The sequence below is a fragment of the Streptomyces sp. NPDC038213 genome (assembly GCF_055600495.1).
This window is the reverse complement of the sequence record NZ_JBVJYM010000006.1, coordinates 331,116-345,860: the sequence shown is the minus strand read 5'-3', so window position 1 is coordinate 345,860 and position 14,745 is coordinate 331,116. Positions and strand designations below refer to the sequence as shown.

General features: G+C 74.5%; 16 protein-coding genes and 1 tRNA gene. 9 read left to right on the top strand and 8 right to left on the bottom strand.

The window, feature by feature from the left end; all coding sequences use genetic code 11:
* Positions 1-5 precede the first annotated feature (5 nt).
* Genes ACZ7JZ_RS13010 through ACZ7JZ_RS12995 form a run of 4 tightly spaced genes read right to left on the bottom strand, consistent with a single transcriptional unit; the run spans position 6 to position 2,539 of the window.
* On the bottom strand, positions 6-608 hold the full coding sequence (locus ACZ7JZ_RS13010; RefSeq protein WP_470937208.1) for a GTP-binding protein: 603 nt from the start codon (positions 606-608) through the stop codon (positions 6-8).
* Positions 583-960: a DUF742 domain-containing protein gene (locus tag ACZ7JZ_RS13005; RefSeq protein WP_470937205.1), complete on the bottom strand. Its 378-nt coding sequence runs from the start codon at positions 958-960 to the stop codon at positions 583-585. Before ACZ7JZ_RS13005 ends, ACZ7JZ_RS13010 begins: the two co-directional genes overlap by 26 nt.
* Positions 957-1,358 carry a roadblock/LC7 domain-containing protein gene (locus tag ACZ7JZ_RS13000; RefSeq protein ID WP_470937202.1) on the bottom strand — a complete coding sequence of 134 codons (402 nt, stop codon included), beginning with the start codon at positions 1,356-1,358 and terminating at the stop codon, positions 957-959. Before ACZ7JZ_RS13000 ends, ACZ7JZ_RS13005 begins: the two co-directional genes overlap by 4 nt.
* Positions 1,355-2,539 (bottom strand): ATP-binding protein, encoded by a 1,185-nt coding sequence (locus ACZ7JZ_RS12995; protein ID WP_470937199.1) that lies wholly within the window; start codon positions 2,537-2,539, stop codon positions 1,355-1,357. Before ACZ7JZ_RS12995 ends, ACZ7JZ_RS13000 begins: the two co-directional genes overlap by 4 nt.
* 458 nt (positions 2,540-2,997) lie before the next feature.
* Between ACZ7JZ_RS12995 and ACZ7JZ_RS12990 the strand changes: the two genes are divergently transcribed.
* Positions 2,998-3,363 carry an MmcQ/YjbR family DNA-binding protein gene (locus ACZ7JZ_RS12990; protein ID WP_470937196.1) on the top strand — a complete coding sequence of 122 codons (366 nt, stop codon included), beginning with the start codon at positions 2,998-3,000 and terminating at the stop codon, positions 3,361-3,363.
* Here ACZ7JZ_RS12990 and ACZ7JZ_RS12985 read toward each other — a convergent pair.
* A complete protein-coding gene (locus tag ACZ7JZ_RS12985; RefSeq protein WP_470937193.1) occupies positions 3,360-4,055 on the bottom strand; it encodes a DUF6434 domain-containing protein in 696 nt (231 codons plus the stop codon). The two genes, ACZ7JZ_RS12990 and ACZ7JZ_RS12985, sit on opposite strands and share 4 nt — an antisense overlap.
* A gap of 126 nt (positions 4,056-4,181) precedes the next feature.
* Between ACZ7JZ_RS12985 and ACZ7JZ_RS12980 the strand changes: the two genes are divergently transcribed.
* From ACZ7JZ_RS12980 to ACZ7JZ_RS12960, 5 genes are all read left to right on the top strand, one after another.
* Positions 4,182-4,255 (top strand) — tRNA-Pro (locus tag ACZ7JZ_RS12980).
* 176 nt (positions 4,256-4,431) lie between these two features.
* Positions 4,432-5,877, top strand: coding sequence for a glyceraldehyde-3-phosphate dehydrogenase (locus tag ACZ7JZ_RS12975; RefSeq protein ID WP_470937190.1), 1,446 nt, complete (start codon positions 4,432-4,434; stop codon positions 5,875-5,877).
* Between the two features lie 263 nt (positions 5,878-6,140).
* Complete coding sequence (locus ACZ7JZ_RS12970) at positions 6,141-6,704, top strand: DJ-1/PfpI family protein (protein ID WP_470937187.1); 564 nt, start codon at positions 6,141-6,143, stop codon at positions 6,702-6,704.
* 90 nt (positions 6,705-6,794) lie between these two features.
* The gene (locus ACZ7JZ_RS12965) at positions 6,795-7,199 is read left to right on the top strand and encodes a TOBE domain-containing protein (RefSeq protein ID WP_470937184.1); all 405 of its coding nucleotides are present in this window, start codon (positions 6,795-6,797) and stop codon (positions 7,197-7,199) included.
* Between the two features lie 221 nt (positions 7,200-7,420).
* Positions 7,421-8,179 (top strand): DUF1775 domain-containing protein, encoded by a 759-nt coding sequence (locus tag ACZ7JZ_RS12960; protein ID WP_470937181.1) that lies wholly within the window; start codon positions 7,421-7,423, stop codon positions 8,177-8,179.
* Positions 8,180-8,222: 43 nt separating this feature from the next.
* Here ACZ7JZ_RS12960 and ACZ7JZ_RS12955 read toward each other — a convergent pair whose 3' ends face one another.
* On the bottom strand, positions 8,223-8,765 hold the full coding sequence (locus ACZ7JZ_RS12955) for a DUF4240 domain-containing protein (RefSeq protein WP_470937178.1): 543 nt from the start codon (positions 8,763-8,765) through the stop codon (positions 8,223-8,225).
* A 143-nt stretch (positions 8,766-8,908) separates the two neighbouring features.
* Here ACZ7JZ_RS12955 and ACZ7JZ_RS12950 point away from each other — a divergent pair, with 143 nt between their 5' ends.
* Genes ACZ7JZ_RS12950 through ACZ7JZ_RS12940 form a run of 3 tightly spaced genes read left to right on the top strand, consistent with a single transcriptional unit; the run spans position 8,909 to position 11,201 of the window.
* A complete protein-coding gene (locus ACZ7JZ_RS12950; protein WP_470937460.1) occupies positions 8,909-9,535 on the top strand; it encodes an ATP-binding cassette domain-containing protein in 627 nt (208 codons plus the stop codon).
* On the top strand, positions 9,532-10,413 hold the full coding sequence (locus tag ACZ7JZ_RS12945) for a metal ABC transporter permease (RefSeq protein WP_470937175.1): 882 nt from the start codon (positions 9,532-9,534) through the stop codon (positions 10,411-10,413). Before ACZ7JZ_RS12950 ends, ACZ7JZ_RS12945 begins: the two co-directional genes overlap by 4 nt.
* Positions 10,371-11,201 (top strand): metal ABC transporter solute-binding protein, Zn/Mn family, encoded by an 831-nt coding sequence (locus tag ACZ7JZ_RS12940; RefSeq protein WP_470937172.1) that lies wholly within the window; start codon positions 10,371-10,373, stop codon positions 11,199-11,201. The genes ACZ7JZ_RS12945 and ACZ7JZ_RS12940 overlap by 43 nt, the downstream gene beginning before the upstream one ends.
* Before the next feature lie 83 nt (positions 11,202-11,284).
* On the opposite strand, the gene ACZ7JZ_RS12935 is transcribed toward ACZ7JZ_RS12940, so the two are convergent.
* Positions 11,285-12,952: a class I adenylate-forming enzyme family protein gene (locus ACZ7JZ_RS12935; RefSeq protein ID WP_470937169.1), complete on the bottom strand. Its 1,668-nt coding sequence runs from the start codon at positions 12,950-12,952 to the stop codon at positions 11,285-11,287.
* Positions 12,949-14,706 (bottom strand): CoA transferase, encoded by a 1,758-nt coding sequence (locus tag ACZ7JZ_RS12930; RefSeq protein WP_470937166.1) that lies wholly within the window; start codon positions 14,704-14,706, stop codon positions 12,949-12,951. Before ACZ7JZ_RS12930 ends, ACZ7JZ_RS12935 begins: the two co-directional genes overlap by 4 nt.
* Positions 14,707-14,745: the final 39 nt, after the last annotated feature.

Below are 14,745 nucleotides of genomic sequence, written 5' to 3'. Positions count from 1 at the left end.
TCGGGTTACTGCTCCTGTTGGGCACGGTCCAGCAAATAGCGGACGAGGGTGGTGAGCGCGGCGGCGGAGGACTTCTCGTCGCGCGCGTCGCAGGTGATGACGGGGGTGTCGCCGAGCAGGTCCAGCGCCTCGCGCAGCGCCGCCTCGTCCCGCAGCGGCGATCCGTCGAAGTGGTTGACGGCGATGGCGTAGTCCAGCCCGTACTGCTCGATCAGGTCGATCACCTCGAAGGAGTCCGCGAGGCGTTCGGGATCGATGAGGACCAGCGCGCCGAGTGCGCCGCGGGCGAGGTCCTCCCACATCTGCACGAACCTGGTCTGGCCGGGGGTCCCGAACAGGTACAGCACGATGCGTTCGCTGATGGTCAGGCGCCCGAAGTCCATGGCCACCGTGGTGGTGGTCTTGCTCCGGACCCCCTTGAGGTCGTCGATGTGCTCCGCGGCGCGGGTCATGACCTCTTCGGTGGACAGCGGCTCGATCTCGGAGATCGAGCCGATGAACGTGGTCTTGCCCACCGCGAAGTGTCCGACGACCAGGATCTTCACGGGGATCTGCGTCGCACCGCCGCGTACGTAGACCCGCTCATCCAAACTTTGCGCGGAGCCCATTGAGCACCTCCTGGAGGATCTCCTTGTCGGCGAGGGCGGCCCGCTCCACCGGCGGCCGGGTGAGCAGGTAGCCGCCCTCGGCCAGCGAGGCGAGGACTATCTTCACCACGCCCAGCGGCAGTTTGGTGTGGCCGGCGAGCTCGGCCACGGTCAGGTACCCGGCGGAGCAGATGTCCAGCAGCCACTGCTCCTCGGGGGACAGCCGGGCCGGCCGCCGCCCCTCCTCCGGTGCCGCCGTCACCAGCGTGATCAGGGACAGCTGCTGCTCGTCCGGCAGCCCGCGGCCCTTGGTGATGACGTACGGGCGGACTAAAGCGGCGGTCTCGGGCCCCAGTTCCCCGGCGGCGGTCATGAGCGGACGCCGAGGTTCTCGCGGGGCGGCGTGGTGAGCACCTTGCCGAGCTGCCCGACGAGCTGCTGCATCCGGAAGGTGATGTCGGCCATGTCCACGTCCGGGGCGGCAGACACCCCGAGGTACGCGCCCTCGCCCGCGGAGATCAGGAACACCCAGCCGCCGTCGAACTCGACCAGGGTCTGGCGCCACTGGGCCCGCGGGTCCTCACAGAAGAACCCGAGGGAGCGGCTGAGCGACTGCACCCCGCTCATGGCCGCCGCCACCCGGTCCGCGTTGTCCTTGTCGTAGCCGTTGCTGCGGGCCATCAGCAGTCCGTCGGCGGATATCAGGACCGCGTGCAGGGCCCCGGGAATCTCCAGGGCGCTGTCGAGCATCCATGACAGATCGTCGTTCACGAAACCTCATGTCCTTCGCTGCTTGCGGCAGGGGCGGGGCCGGCCGGGGCCGTGGAGTCGGGGTCCGCGGTGCGGCCGGAGGCCGTACCGCGCTGGAACGCGTCCATGATCGCTGCCGTCTCGGCCCCGCTGCGGCCCGGGGTGCGCGGAGCGGGGCTGCTGCTCGGCACGATCGCCATGGGCCGCTTGCGGCGGCGCAGCGGCAGCCCGCCGGCCGCGGACGAGCCCACGACGGGGGCGGGTTCGGGTCCGCCCGGCCGGGCGGAGGGCACCGCGGCGGCCACCGGGGGCGCTGCGGGGGCGGGCGCCTTGCCCGCGGGCATGTCGGTGAGCAGGTCGTGCGGCAGCAGGAGCACCGCGCGCACTCCGCCGTACGGGGAGGAGGAGTCCACCGACACCTCGAAGCCGAACCGCTCGCACAGCACGCCGATCACGGCGAAGCCGAACTGCGGCGGGTTGCCGAGTCCACCCACGCCCGAGGCGCGCTTGCCGGACAGCAGCTTCTCGGCCCGGGTCCGCTCCTCGTCGTTCATGCCGACACCGGCGTCGTCGACGACGATGCAGATGCCCTTGGGCACCGTACGGGTGTTGATCTCGACGACGGTGTCCGGGCTGGAGTAGCTGGTGGCGTTGTCGAGGATCTCGGCGAGGGCGAGCGCGACCGGTTCGACGGCGCGGCTGGTGATGCCGAAGTCCACCCGCGACAGGATCTCCACCCGGCGGAAGTGCCGGATGCGGCCCTGGGCGCTGCGCACCACGTCGTACACGGAGGCCACGTCGCGGTGGCGCCCCAGCCAGCCGTCGCACAGCACGGCGATGGACTGCGCGCGCCGCCCGAACTGGGAGTTGGCGTGGTCGATCTCCAACAGGTCCTGGAGCATGGCGGTTTCGCCGTACTTGGACTGAAGGTTCGAAATGATCAGCTGCTGTTCGGCGGCGAGACCCTGAAGTGTCCGCATGGCGGACTTGAGGACGGTCTTCGTGCCCTCCTCGGCCTGGTCCCGGGCCTCCGCCACCGACTCGGTGTAGCGGTCCTCCAAGTCGGAGTAGTGGCTCCGCAGCCCCTCGACCTCCCGCTTCAGGGCCCTGGCCGTCCTGCGCTGGCGGACGACGACGGCGATGGCGGCGAGCACGAGGACCAACAGAGCCCAGAGCACCGGGTTCTGTGCGTATTGCGTCATAAGACTCTCTTCAGGCGACCGGCGGCCAGTTGCTGTTCCCCCGTCAATACGGGGGACCGGAGCACTGCACCGCGCCGCCCGCACCGGGACGCCGTTCGGACCGCCCCCGAAGCCGGAGGTGCCGTCGTGCGCTCATCCGCTCGCCCCGCTTGCGGGCAGATCGTAGCACTGTGCGATTCCCTGACGGTCAGTCAATAGTCAGGATGGCGTAGATCCTTCGGTACGTACCAATACGTCTGACCTGCCGAGAACGCAGTCCCCGTGCGGAACCCGGCCCGGAACCCGGCCGGAACCGGCACCCCGGCCGGGCCGCCCCCGGCGGGATCCGGCCACCGCCGGACGGCCCCCGTCCGGCCCGCCGGGCATCCGGCACCCCTTCCGGAGGGGGAAGCGGAACAGGCGGCTGTCGTACCCCCGGGCTACGGTCGTCCCGACACCGCACGACCGAAGGAGACGGCATGGGCACCACCGCCGAGGACGTCCGCTCGATCGCCCTGTCCCTGCCCGGCAGCAGCGAGAAGCTCTCCTGGGGGATGCCGACCTTCCGGGTGGCCGGGAAGGTCTTCGCGGCCCTGGGCGGGGACGACGCCTCCCTGGGTGTGAAGTGCCCCCGCGAGGACCGCGCCGAGCTGATCGCGGCCGAACCGGACAAGTTCTTCATGAAAGAGGGGCACGACGACGGGTACGCATGGCTGCGCGTACGCCTCGCGGCCCTGGAGGACGCGGCGGAGCTGCGCGCCATCCTGGTCGACTCCTGGCGCCAGGCCGCCCCGCGCCGCCTGGCCGAGGCCCACCCGGAGCTCAAGCCGGACCAGACGGCCTAGCCTCGGGCCGCCTGGCCTCCGGCCGCCTGGTCCCCGACCGCCTGGTCCGCGGTGCCCGCCGGGGCGGCGCCGGGCCCGCGCGGGCGGCTGCGGTGCGCGCGCCAGGCCGCGAGCGCGGCGTCCCGGCCGCCCGAGGGGTGGGCGGCGTGCCACGCGCGCAGGAAGCGGTTCAGTTCGAACTGCGCACCGATCTCCCGGGGGCGAGCCGCCTCCGCCCGGGTGTCCCGCCAGTGCTGCGCGGCCTCGGCCAGGGTCCGGCCCGGGTTCTGGGCGACGTACGCGCGCATGAACCCGTCGAAACGGAAGCCGGGCCCGAGCTCCTCGAGGAACCAGGCCCGCAGGACCTGGCTGCAGCGCTGGCCCGCCGGGATCACGGAGGCCCCGGTCACGGGCGCGGTCAGCTGCCGCCCGGCGGGCGTGCGGGGGGTCCGGGGGGCCGGCGCGGGCAGGGGCGACTCCTGCCGCGGGTCGAGGGCGGCGGCCAGCCGCGCGGTCAGTGCCGCCTTGCCGCCGCCCGCGGACACGCCGAGCGTGCGCGCCAGGCCGGTCAGCTCGGCCAGGGTCCAGTACCAGCGGAGCAGCTCGGCGCCGGTCAGTGACGGGCCGAGTGCGGGGCGTGTCCCGTCGGCGGGGGAGGGGCGGCGGTCGCCGGGGGAGGCGCCGGGCGGGGGCGGGGGTTCGGGTGCGGGCACCGGGGGAGCGTAGCCGCGGGGTCGGACACCGCCGCGGTGCGGAAAAGGTGTGCGCGACCACCCCGGTAAGTGCGGTATGGTTTCTCTGCGCGTTCGGCCGAGGGGAAACCCCAGGTCAGCGAGCATCGGGACGTGGCGCAGCTTGGTAGCGCACTTGACTGGGGGTCAAGGGGTCGCAGGTTCAAATCCTGTCGTCCCGACGGTGCACATCGCACGTCGGAGGCCGTCTTCTCAGAAATGAGAAGGCGGCCTTTTTCGTATGTCCGGAAATGACCCGATCCGCTCTGTCCTCGACTGGCCGTGGAGCCCCCACCGAACGATCATCGAGCAGTGGGGTTAGCATATGAGCGCCGCCTAGCTCGAAAGATAAAAGCCTGTGACTGTCAACGAGGACTCGTTCACCAACTGGAATGCCCGCGAGGAGATCGCGGAGTCGATGATCCCGATCATCGGGAAGCTGCACCGCGAGCGGGACGTCAACATCCTGCTGCACAGCCGCTCCCTGGTGAACAAATCGGTGGTCAGCATCCTCAAGACCCACCGCTTCGCCCGGCAGATCGACGGCGAGGAGCTGTCGGTCACCGAGACCATGCCGTTCCTGCAGGCGCTGACCGCGCTGGACCTCGGCCCGTCCCAGATCGACCTCGGCATGCTCGCCGCCACCTACAAGGCGGACGACCGCGGACTCTCGATCGAGGAGTTCACCGCGCAGGCAGTCGCCGGCGCCACGGGCGAGAACAAGCTGGAGCGCAGCGAGGGCCGCGACGTCGTCCTGTACGGCTTCGGCCGCATCGGCCGCCTGGTCGCCCGCCTGCTCGTCGAGAAGGCCGGCTCCGGCAAGGGCCTGCGCCTGCGCGCCATCGTCGTGCGCGGCGGCGGCGAGGCCGACCTGGTCAAGCGCGCGTCCCTGCTGCGCCGCGACTCGATCCACGGCCAGTTCCAGGGCACGATCACCGTCGACGAGGCGAACAGCACCATCGTCGCCAACGGCAACGCGATCAAGGTGATCTACGCCAACGACCCCTCCGAGGTCGACTACACGGCGTACGGCATCAAGGACGCCATCCTCATCGACAACACCGGCAAGTGGCGCGACCGCGAGGGCCTGTCCAAGCACCTGCGCCCCGGCATCGACAAGGTCGTCCTGACCGCCCCGGGCAAGGGCGACGTCCCGAACATCGTCCACGGCGTCAACCACGACACCGTCAAGCCGGACGAGCGGGTCCTGTCCTGCGCCTCCTGCACCACCAACGCCATCGTCCCGCCGCTGAAGGCCATGGACGACGAGTACGGCGTGCTGCGCGGCCACGTCGAGACGGTGCACTCGTTCACGAACGACCAGAACCTGCTCGACAACTACCACAAGGCCGACCGCCGCGGCCGCTCCGCGCCGCTCAACATGGTCATCACCGAGACCGGTGCCGCCTCCGCCGTCGCCAAGGCGCTGCCGGACCTCAAGGCCCCGATCACCGGCAGCTCGATCCGCGTCCCCGTCCCGGACGTCTCGATCGCCATCCTGAGCCTGCGCCTGGGCCGCGAGACCACCCGTGACGAGGTGCTGGAGTACCTGCGCGACGTCTCGCTGAACTCCCCGCTGAAGCGCCAGATCGACTTCACCACCGCGCCCGACGCCGTCTCCATGGACTTCGTCGGCTCGCGCCACGCCTCGATCGTGGACGCCGGCGCGACCAAGGTCGACGGCGACAACGCGATCCTGTACCTCTGGTACGACAACGAGTTCGGCTACTCCTGCCAGGTCATCCGTGTGGTCCAGCACGTGTCCGGCGTCGAGTACCCGACCTTCCCGGTCCCGGCCGTCTGATCCCCCGGACACCCGCGACGGCACCTGAAGGCCGTCCTCCGCAGCCCAGGCGCGCGGAGGGCGGCCTTCCGCGCGCCCGGGGCCGTGCCCGGCGGGGTAGGGGCCCCGGCCCCGGGCCGCGATCGGAGCGATCGGATCCGGCCCACGTCGCGCGGGCCCCGCCGGATCGCCGCCGAAGGGCCGCAGGCCCCCTTGGCAAAACCGCGGCGCGCGGGCACGGTGTCCGGGTCCCCAGGCCACCGAAGCCCCACCGGGAGCAGCCCATGGCGAAGATCCTCATCGTGACCGGCGACGCGGCGGAGTCCCTCGAGGTGCTCTACCCGTACCAGCGGCTGCGCGAGGAGGGGTACGAGGTCCACATCGCGGCCCCCTCGCGCAAGAAGCTGCGCTTCGTCGTCCACGACTTCGAGGACGGGTACGACACCTACACCGAGAAGCCGGGCTACACCTGGCCCGCCGACCTCGCCTTCTCCGAGGTGGACCCCGACGCGTACGCCGCCCTGGTGATCCCGGGCGGCCGGGCCCCGGAGTACCTCCGCAACGATCCCGAGGTCCGCCGGATCCTGACCGCCTTCGCGGACTCCGACAAGCCGGTGGCGCAGATCTGCCACGGGCCGCTGATGACGGCCGCCGTCGGGGCGCTCACCGACCGCCGGGTCACCGCCTACCCCGCCCTCGGACTGGACATGCAGGCCGCCGGGGCCGCGTTCACGGACGCCGAGACGGTCGTCGACGGGACCCTGGTCTCGGCCCGCGCCTGGCCCGACCACCCGGCCTGGATGCGGGAGTTCCTGCGGGTCCTGCGCAGCAAGGCGCCCCTGGCCTGAGCCGGCCGCGGGCCCGGTCCCGCACCCGGCTCGGGCCGGCGGCGGGGCGGGCCCGGGGCGGCGCGGGCGGCACGGACTAGGGTGGCGCGCATGCAGCACTACACGATCGGCCAAGCGGCACGACTCCTGGGCGTCAGCCCCGACACCGCCCGCCGCTGGGCGGATGCGGGGAAGGTCGCCACGACCCGGGAGGAGTCGGGCCGCAGGCTCATCGAGGGGCGCGATCTGGCGGCCTTCGCCGTCGAACTCGCCCAGGGCGGGGCCGGCGGGCCGGACGAGGACGAGCCGGAGCGCACGTCGGTGCGCAACGCCTTCCCCGGGATCGTCACGGCCGTCAAGCTCGGCGATATCGCCGCGCAGGTGGAGATCCAGGCGGGCCCGCATCGGCTGGTCTCGCTCCTCACCCGCGAGGCCGTGGAGGAACTGGGCCTGGAGGTCGGGATGCGGGCCACCGCCCGGGTCAAGTCGACCAACGTCCACGTCGACCTGACCTGAGCCCGGCGGTCCCGCCAGGGCCCGTCCGGCCGGTTTCGGGCCCGCCCGGCCGTTTCGGGTACCCGCCCCGGCCCCTTCGCCCGCCCGGGACCTGCCTGAGCCGCGCCGGAGCGGTCCGGCGCGGTGGCCCGAACTCCCCCCGGCGGGCCGGGCGTACCGGATGATGATCGGGTCGGCGCACGTGTCCGACCCGCATTCGCCCCGAGCCCGCCGGAGTTGCCATGTCCCGCACCTGCACCCGCCCCCCGACCGGTACCCGCCCCCGGGCCGCCACCCGCGCCGCGGCCCTCCTGGCCGGTGCCGCGGCAGCCGTCCTGTTCACCGCGGGTCCGGCCGCGGCGCACGTCGAGGTCCATGCCGAGGGGGCCCGGGCGCTCGGCGAGAACGTGACCCTGTCCTTCGAGGCGGAGTCCGAGTCCGATACCGCCGGGATCGCCGCGATACGCGTGGTCCTGCCCCGGGGCATCGCCCCCGCCGACGTGCTCCTCGAATCCGGCCCCAAGGGCTGGAAGCTGACCGCGGACGCGCAGGGCTACACGGTGAAGGGGCCCGCCCTGCCCGTGGGCACCGCGGCGGAACATTCCATCACCGTAAGGCAGTTGCCGCAGGCCGAGGAGCTGGCCTTCAAGACCCTGCAGACCTACGGCGACGGGCGCGTGGACCGCTGGATCGGCACGGGCTCGGGCGAGGGCAACCCGGCGCCCGTCCTCAAGCTCGCACCGGCGGCCCCCGGCGCCACCCCGCTCGCGCCCGCCACCCCCTCCGCCTCCCCGGCCCCGTCGGAATCACCCGCAGCCTCCCCGGCTCCCGGGTCCCCGACGACCCCGCCGGCCAGGGCCGACGCGCCCGCGAAGCCCGCGGCGCAGGAGCAGCCGGAGGAAGGCCTCCCGGGCTGGGCCTGGGCCGTCATCGTCGGCGCCCTGCTGGCCGCCGCGGCCGCCGCCCTGGTCGCCGTACGCCGCCGGGCCGACCCCCGCTGAGACCCGCCGGCCCCCGCCGGGCCCGCGCGCCTGCCCGCGCCCCTCAGGCCGCCCCGGCGAACAGCGCCGACAGCGCGGGCAGCCGCCGGGCCATCTCCTCCCGGTCGTCGAAGTCGAAACCCCACTCCGGGTCGAGCGCCGGATACCGGATGCTGAACGAACCGGCGGGCAGGCCGGTGCCCGTCCGGGCCCGGTGCGCCCGCCCCACCAGGGCGAGGGCCTCCTCGCACCCCAACTCCGGCCCGTCCGGCGCCGCCTCCCGGACCGCCGCGAGCCCGGCGAGCGCGTCCGGGTCGGCCACCACCCGGGCGAACACCTCCCGCCCCTGGAGCAGCAGCCAGCCGCGGAAGGAGTCGAAACCATCGTCCGAACAGCCCCCGTTGACGAGGTGCGCCGCCGCCCACAGCGGGCTGCGGTACGCGTCCGCCAGCAGGTCCCACAGGGTCTGCTGCGCCGCGGCTATGTCCGCGACCGGCAGCACCGCGAGCAGCTCCGAGGCCCGCTGCGCGACCTCGCCCGCCGTCGCGCCCGCCGCCTCCTGGGCGCGCGCTTCCTCGATCAGCTTCCAGAACCGTTCCTTGTCCATGGCCCCAGCCTGGCACGGCGCTCTGACAACGCCCGGGAACCAGCGGCCGGTTCCGCCCGACCCCTGATGCGGAGCACACGGCAGCAGGGAAGGACGCAATGGGCGGTACGGGCGCGGACACCGGCCCCGGCTGGGCCGGCGGGATGGACATACGGATGCGCGGGGTCGGCTGCCGGCACGGGCGCGTGGACGCCGTCCGCGGCGTCGACCTCGACATCGCGGCGGGCGAGCGGGTCGCCCTCACCGGCACGAACGGCTCGGGCAAGACCACCCTGCTGCGCGCCGTCCTGGGCCTGCACCGGTCCGCCGCCGGACGCATCGAGGTGGCGGGCCGCCCGGCCGGCACCGCCGCCGAATGGGCCTGGCGCCGCCGGGCCTGCGCCTGGATCCCCCAGAAGCCGGCCGCGGGCCGCTTCCCGCTCGGCGCCGGGGAACTCCTCGACAGCTCCGGCGCCCCGGCCGAGGCCCGCGAGGCCGCCGCCAAACTGGCCGTCGGCGAACTCACCGGCCGCTCCCTGCACACCCTCTCCGGCGGCCAGCTCCAGCGGATGTACCTGGCCCGCGCCGTGGGCTGCGTGGCCGCCGGGGCCGGGGTGCTGCTCGCCGACGAGCCCACCGCCGCCCTCGACTTCGACGGCCAGGAGGAGGCCGCCGGGGTCCTGCTGGCCCTGCCCGTCACCCTCCTCGTCGTCACCCACGACCGCTCCCTCGCCCAGCGCTGCGACCGCGTCCTCGAAATGGCCGCCGGATCCCTGCGGGAGGTCGCGTGAACACCGCCGCCCCCCTCGCCCGGGCCGCCGACCTCGCCGAACTGCTCCAGCTCGTACCCGTCCAGCGCGCCGGGACCGCCCTGCTGCTGGCGGCCGTCGCCCTGCCCGTGGTCGGCGTGGTCATCGTCGGGCTCGACATCATGCCGGTCCGCTTCGCGATGATGCACGTGGCCCTCCTCGGCATCGCCGTGGGCATGCTCACCGGCCTCGACCCCATGCTGTGCGCCCTGCTGGCCTGCGCACTGTCCGGCGCGGGCGTGGCCCCCTTGGCCCGCACCCCCGACGGGCTCTCCGGGGCCATGGGGCTGCTGATGAGCCTCGCCATCGCCGCCGCCCTGCTGCTCCTCGCGGTCTCCGGGGTCAACGCCTCCGGGGCCTTCGCCCTGCTGTGGGGGTCCATCCTGGCCGTGGGGACCGCCGACCTCGCCGTGGTCGGGGCCCTGGCGGTGCTGGTCCCCGCGCTGTTCTGGTGGCGCCGCCGCGACCTCGCGCTGCTCCTCTACGACCGCGAACTCGCCCTGTCCGCAGGGGTGCCCGTGGAACGGCTCACGCTCATCCTGCTGGTCCTCGTCGCCGTCGCCGTCGCGGGCGCCATCAAGCTGACGGGCGCGCTGCTCGTCGACGCCCTCACCCTGCTGCCCGCGCTCGCCGCCCGCCGGCTGGGCACCACCCTGCGCTCGATCACCCTGTGGGCCGTCGCGATCGGAGTGGCCGTGAACGCGAGCGGCTTCCTCCTCGCCCTGTCCCTGGACTGGCCGCCCGGCCCGGTCCTCGTCCTGACGGCCGGGGCCGTGGTCCTCGCCGTCCACCTCGTACCCGAACGGAGAACCACCTCATGGCGCGCACCCGCGTCCGCATCGCTCCCCTCCTCGCACTGACCGCCGGCCTGGCCCTGCTGGCGGGCTGCGGCGGCAGCAGCGCGGAGTCCGACGGCGGCACTTCCGGCGCGAAGGGCTCCGCGGGCAGCGGCTCCGCCGGGGCCCCGGTGGTCGTCGCCACCACGACCTGGGAGGGCGCGCTCGCCAAGGCCGCCGGGGCGAAGGACGTCACCGTCATCGTCCCGCAGTCGGTGCAGCACGCCCCCGACTACGACCCCAAGCCCTCCGACCTCGCGGCCGTGGCGAAGGCCGACTTCGTGCTGTACGCGCCCTTCGAGCCGTACGCCGGGAAGATCAAGGAGGCGGCGGGCTCCCAGGCCGAGCTGATCGAGGTGAACCTCGACAACGACGTGGAGAAGACGGCCGCCGAGGTCGGGAAGCTGGGTGCCGAGTTCGGCACGGCGCCCGCCGCCGCACAGTGGGAGAAGGCCTTCCGCGCCGAGTACGCCAGGCTCCAGGCCGAACTGAAGGGTGCCTGGCCGGGCGGCAGGCAGCCGCAGGCCGTGGCCCAGGTGTTCACGGCCTGGTCCGCGAAGCTGGCGGGGGCCGCACTCGTCGGCACGTACGGGCCCGAGGCGGTCACCCCCGGACAGCTCGCCGAACTCTCCTCGAAGAAGCCGCAGTTCGTCTTCGACAATGCGCACATGTCCGCCGGTGACGTACTTCCCGGTTCCGGCGCCCGGCAGATCGGCATCGTCAACTACCCTGGCGCGGACCTGGACCTGCTGCCCGTGTACCGCAACGCGGCCGCCGAGATCAAGGAGGCCCTGGCGGGCTCGGGCTCCTGAGGCCGGTACGGAGATCAGGCTCCTGGAGCCGGTACGGAAGGGGGCCGCCCGGGAACAGTCCGGGCGGCCCCCTCCGGGCCCTTCTAGACCGGTTGCGTCACCAGGGTGCCGAATCGTTCCTTCAAGGCGGCGCGGTCCGGCTTCCCGGCCGGGGTCAGCGGCAGCTCCGCCAGGACCAGCAGGCGCTCCGGGTGCTTGCGCGGCTCAAGGCCCCGCCCGGCCAGGAAGGCGCCCAGCTCGGCCAGGCCGGGGGCGGCGGCCCCCTCCCGCACGACCACGCAGGCCGCCAGCCGCTCGCCCATCAGCGGATCGGCCACCCCGACGCACAGCACGTCCCGTACCGCCGGATGCGCCGCAAGCTCCAACTCCACCTCCGCCGGGCTGATGTTGGCCCCGCCGCGGATCACCACGTCCTTGAGCCGCCCCACCACCCGCAGACTCCCGTCCGCCTCCAGCCGCCCCAGGTCCCCGGTGCGCACCCAGCCGTCCGCGGTCCGGTACCGGGAGTCGAGCGCCGGATCGCCCACGTAGCACAGGGGGGTCATCGGACCCCGCGCCAGGATCTCCCCGACCGCGCCCGCCGGGCACTCGGCCGCATCCTCGGCACCCGGCACCGCGATCCGTATCTCCGCCACCCGCGGATCGGGCCGCCCCGTGAGCACCCCCGGCCCCGGATCCCGCTCCCCGCTGTCCGTACCGCCCAGCCCCGTATGGCAGTTGACCCCGTCCGCCGAGCCGTACAGGTTCACCACCGGGCAGCCGAAGGCCTTGCGGGCCTCCTCCGCCGTCCCCGCGTCCAGCGGGGCCCCGCCGAGCACCAGGGCGGTGGGCGCGGGCAGTTCGCGCGGCTCCTCCGCGAGCCGGTCCAGCATCATGCGGATCATCGTCGGCACCCCGAGCACGTGCGTCGGGGCGTGCGCGGCGATGGCGTCCAGCGCCGCGTCCGGGGTGAAGTGGTCGAGCAGGACCAGCGTCCCGCCGTGCCGGGCCAGCGCCCCGGCCGTCCCCGTACTGCCGAAGGCCGAGGCCAGCGGCACCAGGAACAGGCAGCGCGGGGCCTCGCCCTCGCGCATCAGGGAGCCGAGGAAGTTCCCCCGGCCGCCCGCGAGGGCGTTGTGCGAGTACGCGACCATCTTCGGCTCCGCCTCGGAGCCCGAGGAGACCAGGATCCGCACCGCCGAGTCCGGGTGCGGCCGCGCCGGGGTGAACTTCCCGGCGTCCGTGCGCAGCAGCCGCCCCAGCGGCACGGCCCCCTCCGGCACGTCCTGCGGCGGACCCGCCGCGATCACGGTCCGCAGCGCGGGCAACTCGGCCACGAGCGGCAGCAGTTCGGCAGCCGGACGGCAGCCCCGGTGCTCACCCGCCGCGATCACGGCCACCGCCTCGGCCCGCCCCAGCAGGGAGCGCGCCTCGCGGATGCCCCGCCCGGCGGGGAAGGGCAGCGCCACCGCGCCGATCGCGGCCAGCGCGAGATCGGCCGTCACCGCCGTCCGCCCCGCAGCCAGCTGGACCCCGACCACGTCGCCGGGGCCGATGCCGAGCCCGGAGAGCCCGGCGGCCAGACATCGCACCTTCCGGTCGAGGGCCGTGTAGCAGAGCGTGCCCTTGGCGTCGATCAGGGCGGTGCGGTGCGGGTCGGCGATCTGCCGGGCCCGGTAGAGGCTGTACAGGTCCAGGTCGGGGCAGGTGCCGTCGACGGCCCAGGACCGGCGCAGGGCCGCGGGCAGGAGGTCGTGCAGTTCCACGGTCACGTGAAGCTCCAGGGGTCGGGTACGACGGGGGCGCCGTGCAGGTCGCGGCCGATGGGACCGGGCAGCCGCCGGTCCCGGAGCAGCCGGGACAGGTCGGTGGTGACGGCGGTGGCCTCCAGGCCCTGCCCGCGCAGCAGGGCCACCGCGTCCGCGGTGCCGAGACCGCGCAGGTCGTGGGCTCCGGCCGCCGTCGCGCAGCGGTCGGAGGCCGCGACCCAGCCGTCGGCGGTCCGCAGCGGCCGGCGCAGGCCGGCCGGGGGCCGGGGGTCCGCCCCGGCGGCGGCCCGCTCCCGGGCCGCGGCGGTCAGCAGGTCGGCCGCGTCGAGCAGCGAGGACCCGACGCGGACCCCCCGGCCGGCCCGCTCGCGCAGCAGCAGCCCGGCCAGCACCGCCTGGGCCCCGAGCAGACCGCCGAGCACGTCCAGCAGGGTCATCAGCGAGGGGGCGGGCGGCTCGTCCGCGGGCCTGACCGCGGCCCCCACCCCGGTACGGGCCTGCACCATGAAATCGGTGCCCATGGGCGCCTCCGGCACCCGGTCCGCCCATCCGCTGGTGTACGCGTACACCAGAGCCGGGTTCGCAGCCGCCAGATCGTCCCGGTCGAGCCCGAGCGCCGCCGCCTTGCCGGGGGCCCAGTTGTGCAGGAACACATCGGCCCCGGCCGCGAGTTCACGCACCCGCCCGCGCCCCGCGGGGGTGGTGATGTCGGCCTCGACGGCGTCCTTGCCCCGGTTCAGGGCCAGCCAGCGGGCGGAGACCCCGGAGCAGGCCGGGGGCATCCCCCGCAGCGGATCCCCGCCCGGCGGCTCGATCCGGACCACCCGGGCCCCGAGCAGCCCCAGCAGGTGCGCGGCCAGCGGAGCCTGGATCCGCCGTCCGGCCTCGACCACGGTGACCCCGCCCAACGGCGCCCCGGCGGAGGGCGCGGCAACCCCGCCCACACCCGCCTCCCGCACCCCGCCCCCGCACAACTCGACGTACGGCCCGCCCCCTTCGGGAATCCCCCCACCCAGCGGGTACAGCGGACACACGTCGGCCCGCGCAGCCCGCGCGGCCTCCCGCACCCGCTCCCACGGCACCCCGCGCGCCGTCTCGTGCAGCACCGCCGGTACGGGCGCGCAGGCCGTCGCGTACCGGAACTGGAAGGGCCGCCACCCGGCCCGTACGGACGCCTCGGGAGCCCCCAGCGCCCGCCAGAACCCGGCCCACCCCCCGGGATCCAGCGTCTCCAGCTCGAACAGCACCCCGTCCGCCGAGACGAACGGCGGCCCGCCCGGCCCCGTTTCGGCCGCCTCGCCCTCCTCGGCCCCCGCAGCAGCCAGGTACTGGGACACCGCGAGCAGCCCCGCCCGCGCCGCGCTGGTGCGGACCTGTGCGACCCGCCCGCCGCGCGCCTGCGCCAGCAGGCCCGCCAGCAGGCCCTGGGCGGTGAGCACCCCGGCGGCCGTGGCGGCGTAGTCGACGCCGAGCCCGCGCGGCGAGCCGTCGCGCCGCCCGTGCACCTCCATGATCCCGGTGGCCGCCTGCACGGTGGCCTCGTCGCACAGCTCGCCGGGGGTGTCGGCCCACCCGCAGAGCGCGCCCACGGCCCCGAACCCGGCCCCTTCCAGCAGGAGTTCTGCCCCGCCGCCCTCGCCCGTGGGCGCGGCGCCGAGCCGGACCAGCTGGCGGACCGCGGCGGACCCGGCGGGGGCGGGACCCAGGCGCAGCCCGTCGAGCGGGCGGACGATACGGGTGGTGGCTGCTGATGCCATGCCTCTCCCTCGTGGGAAGCCGGAAGTACGGGCAGGTGG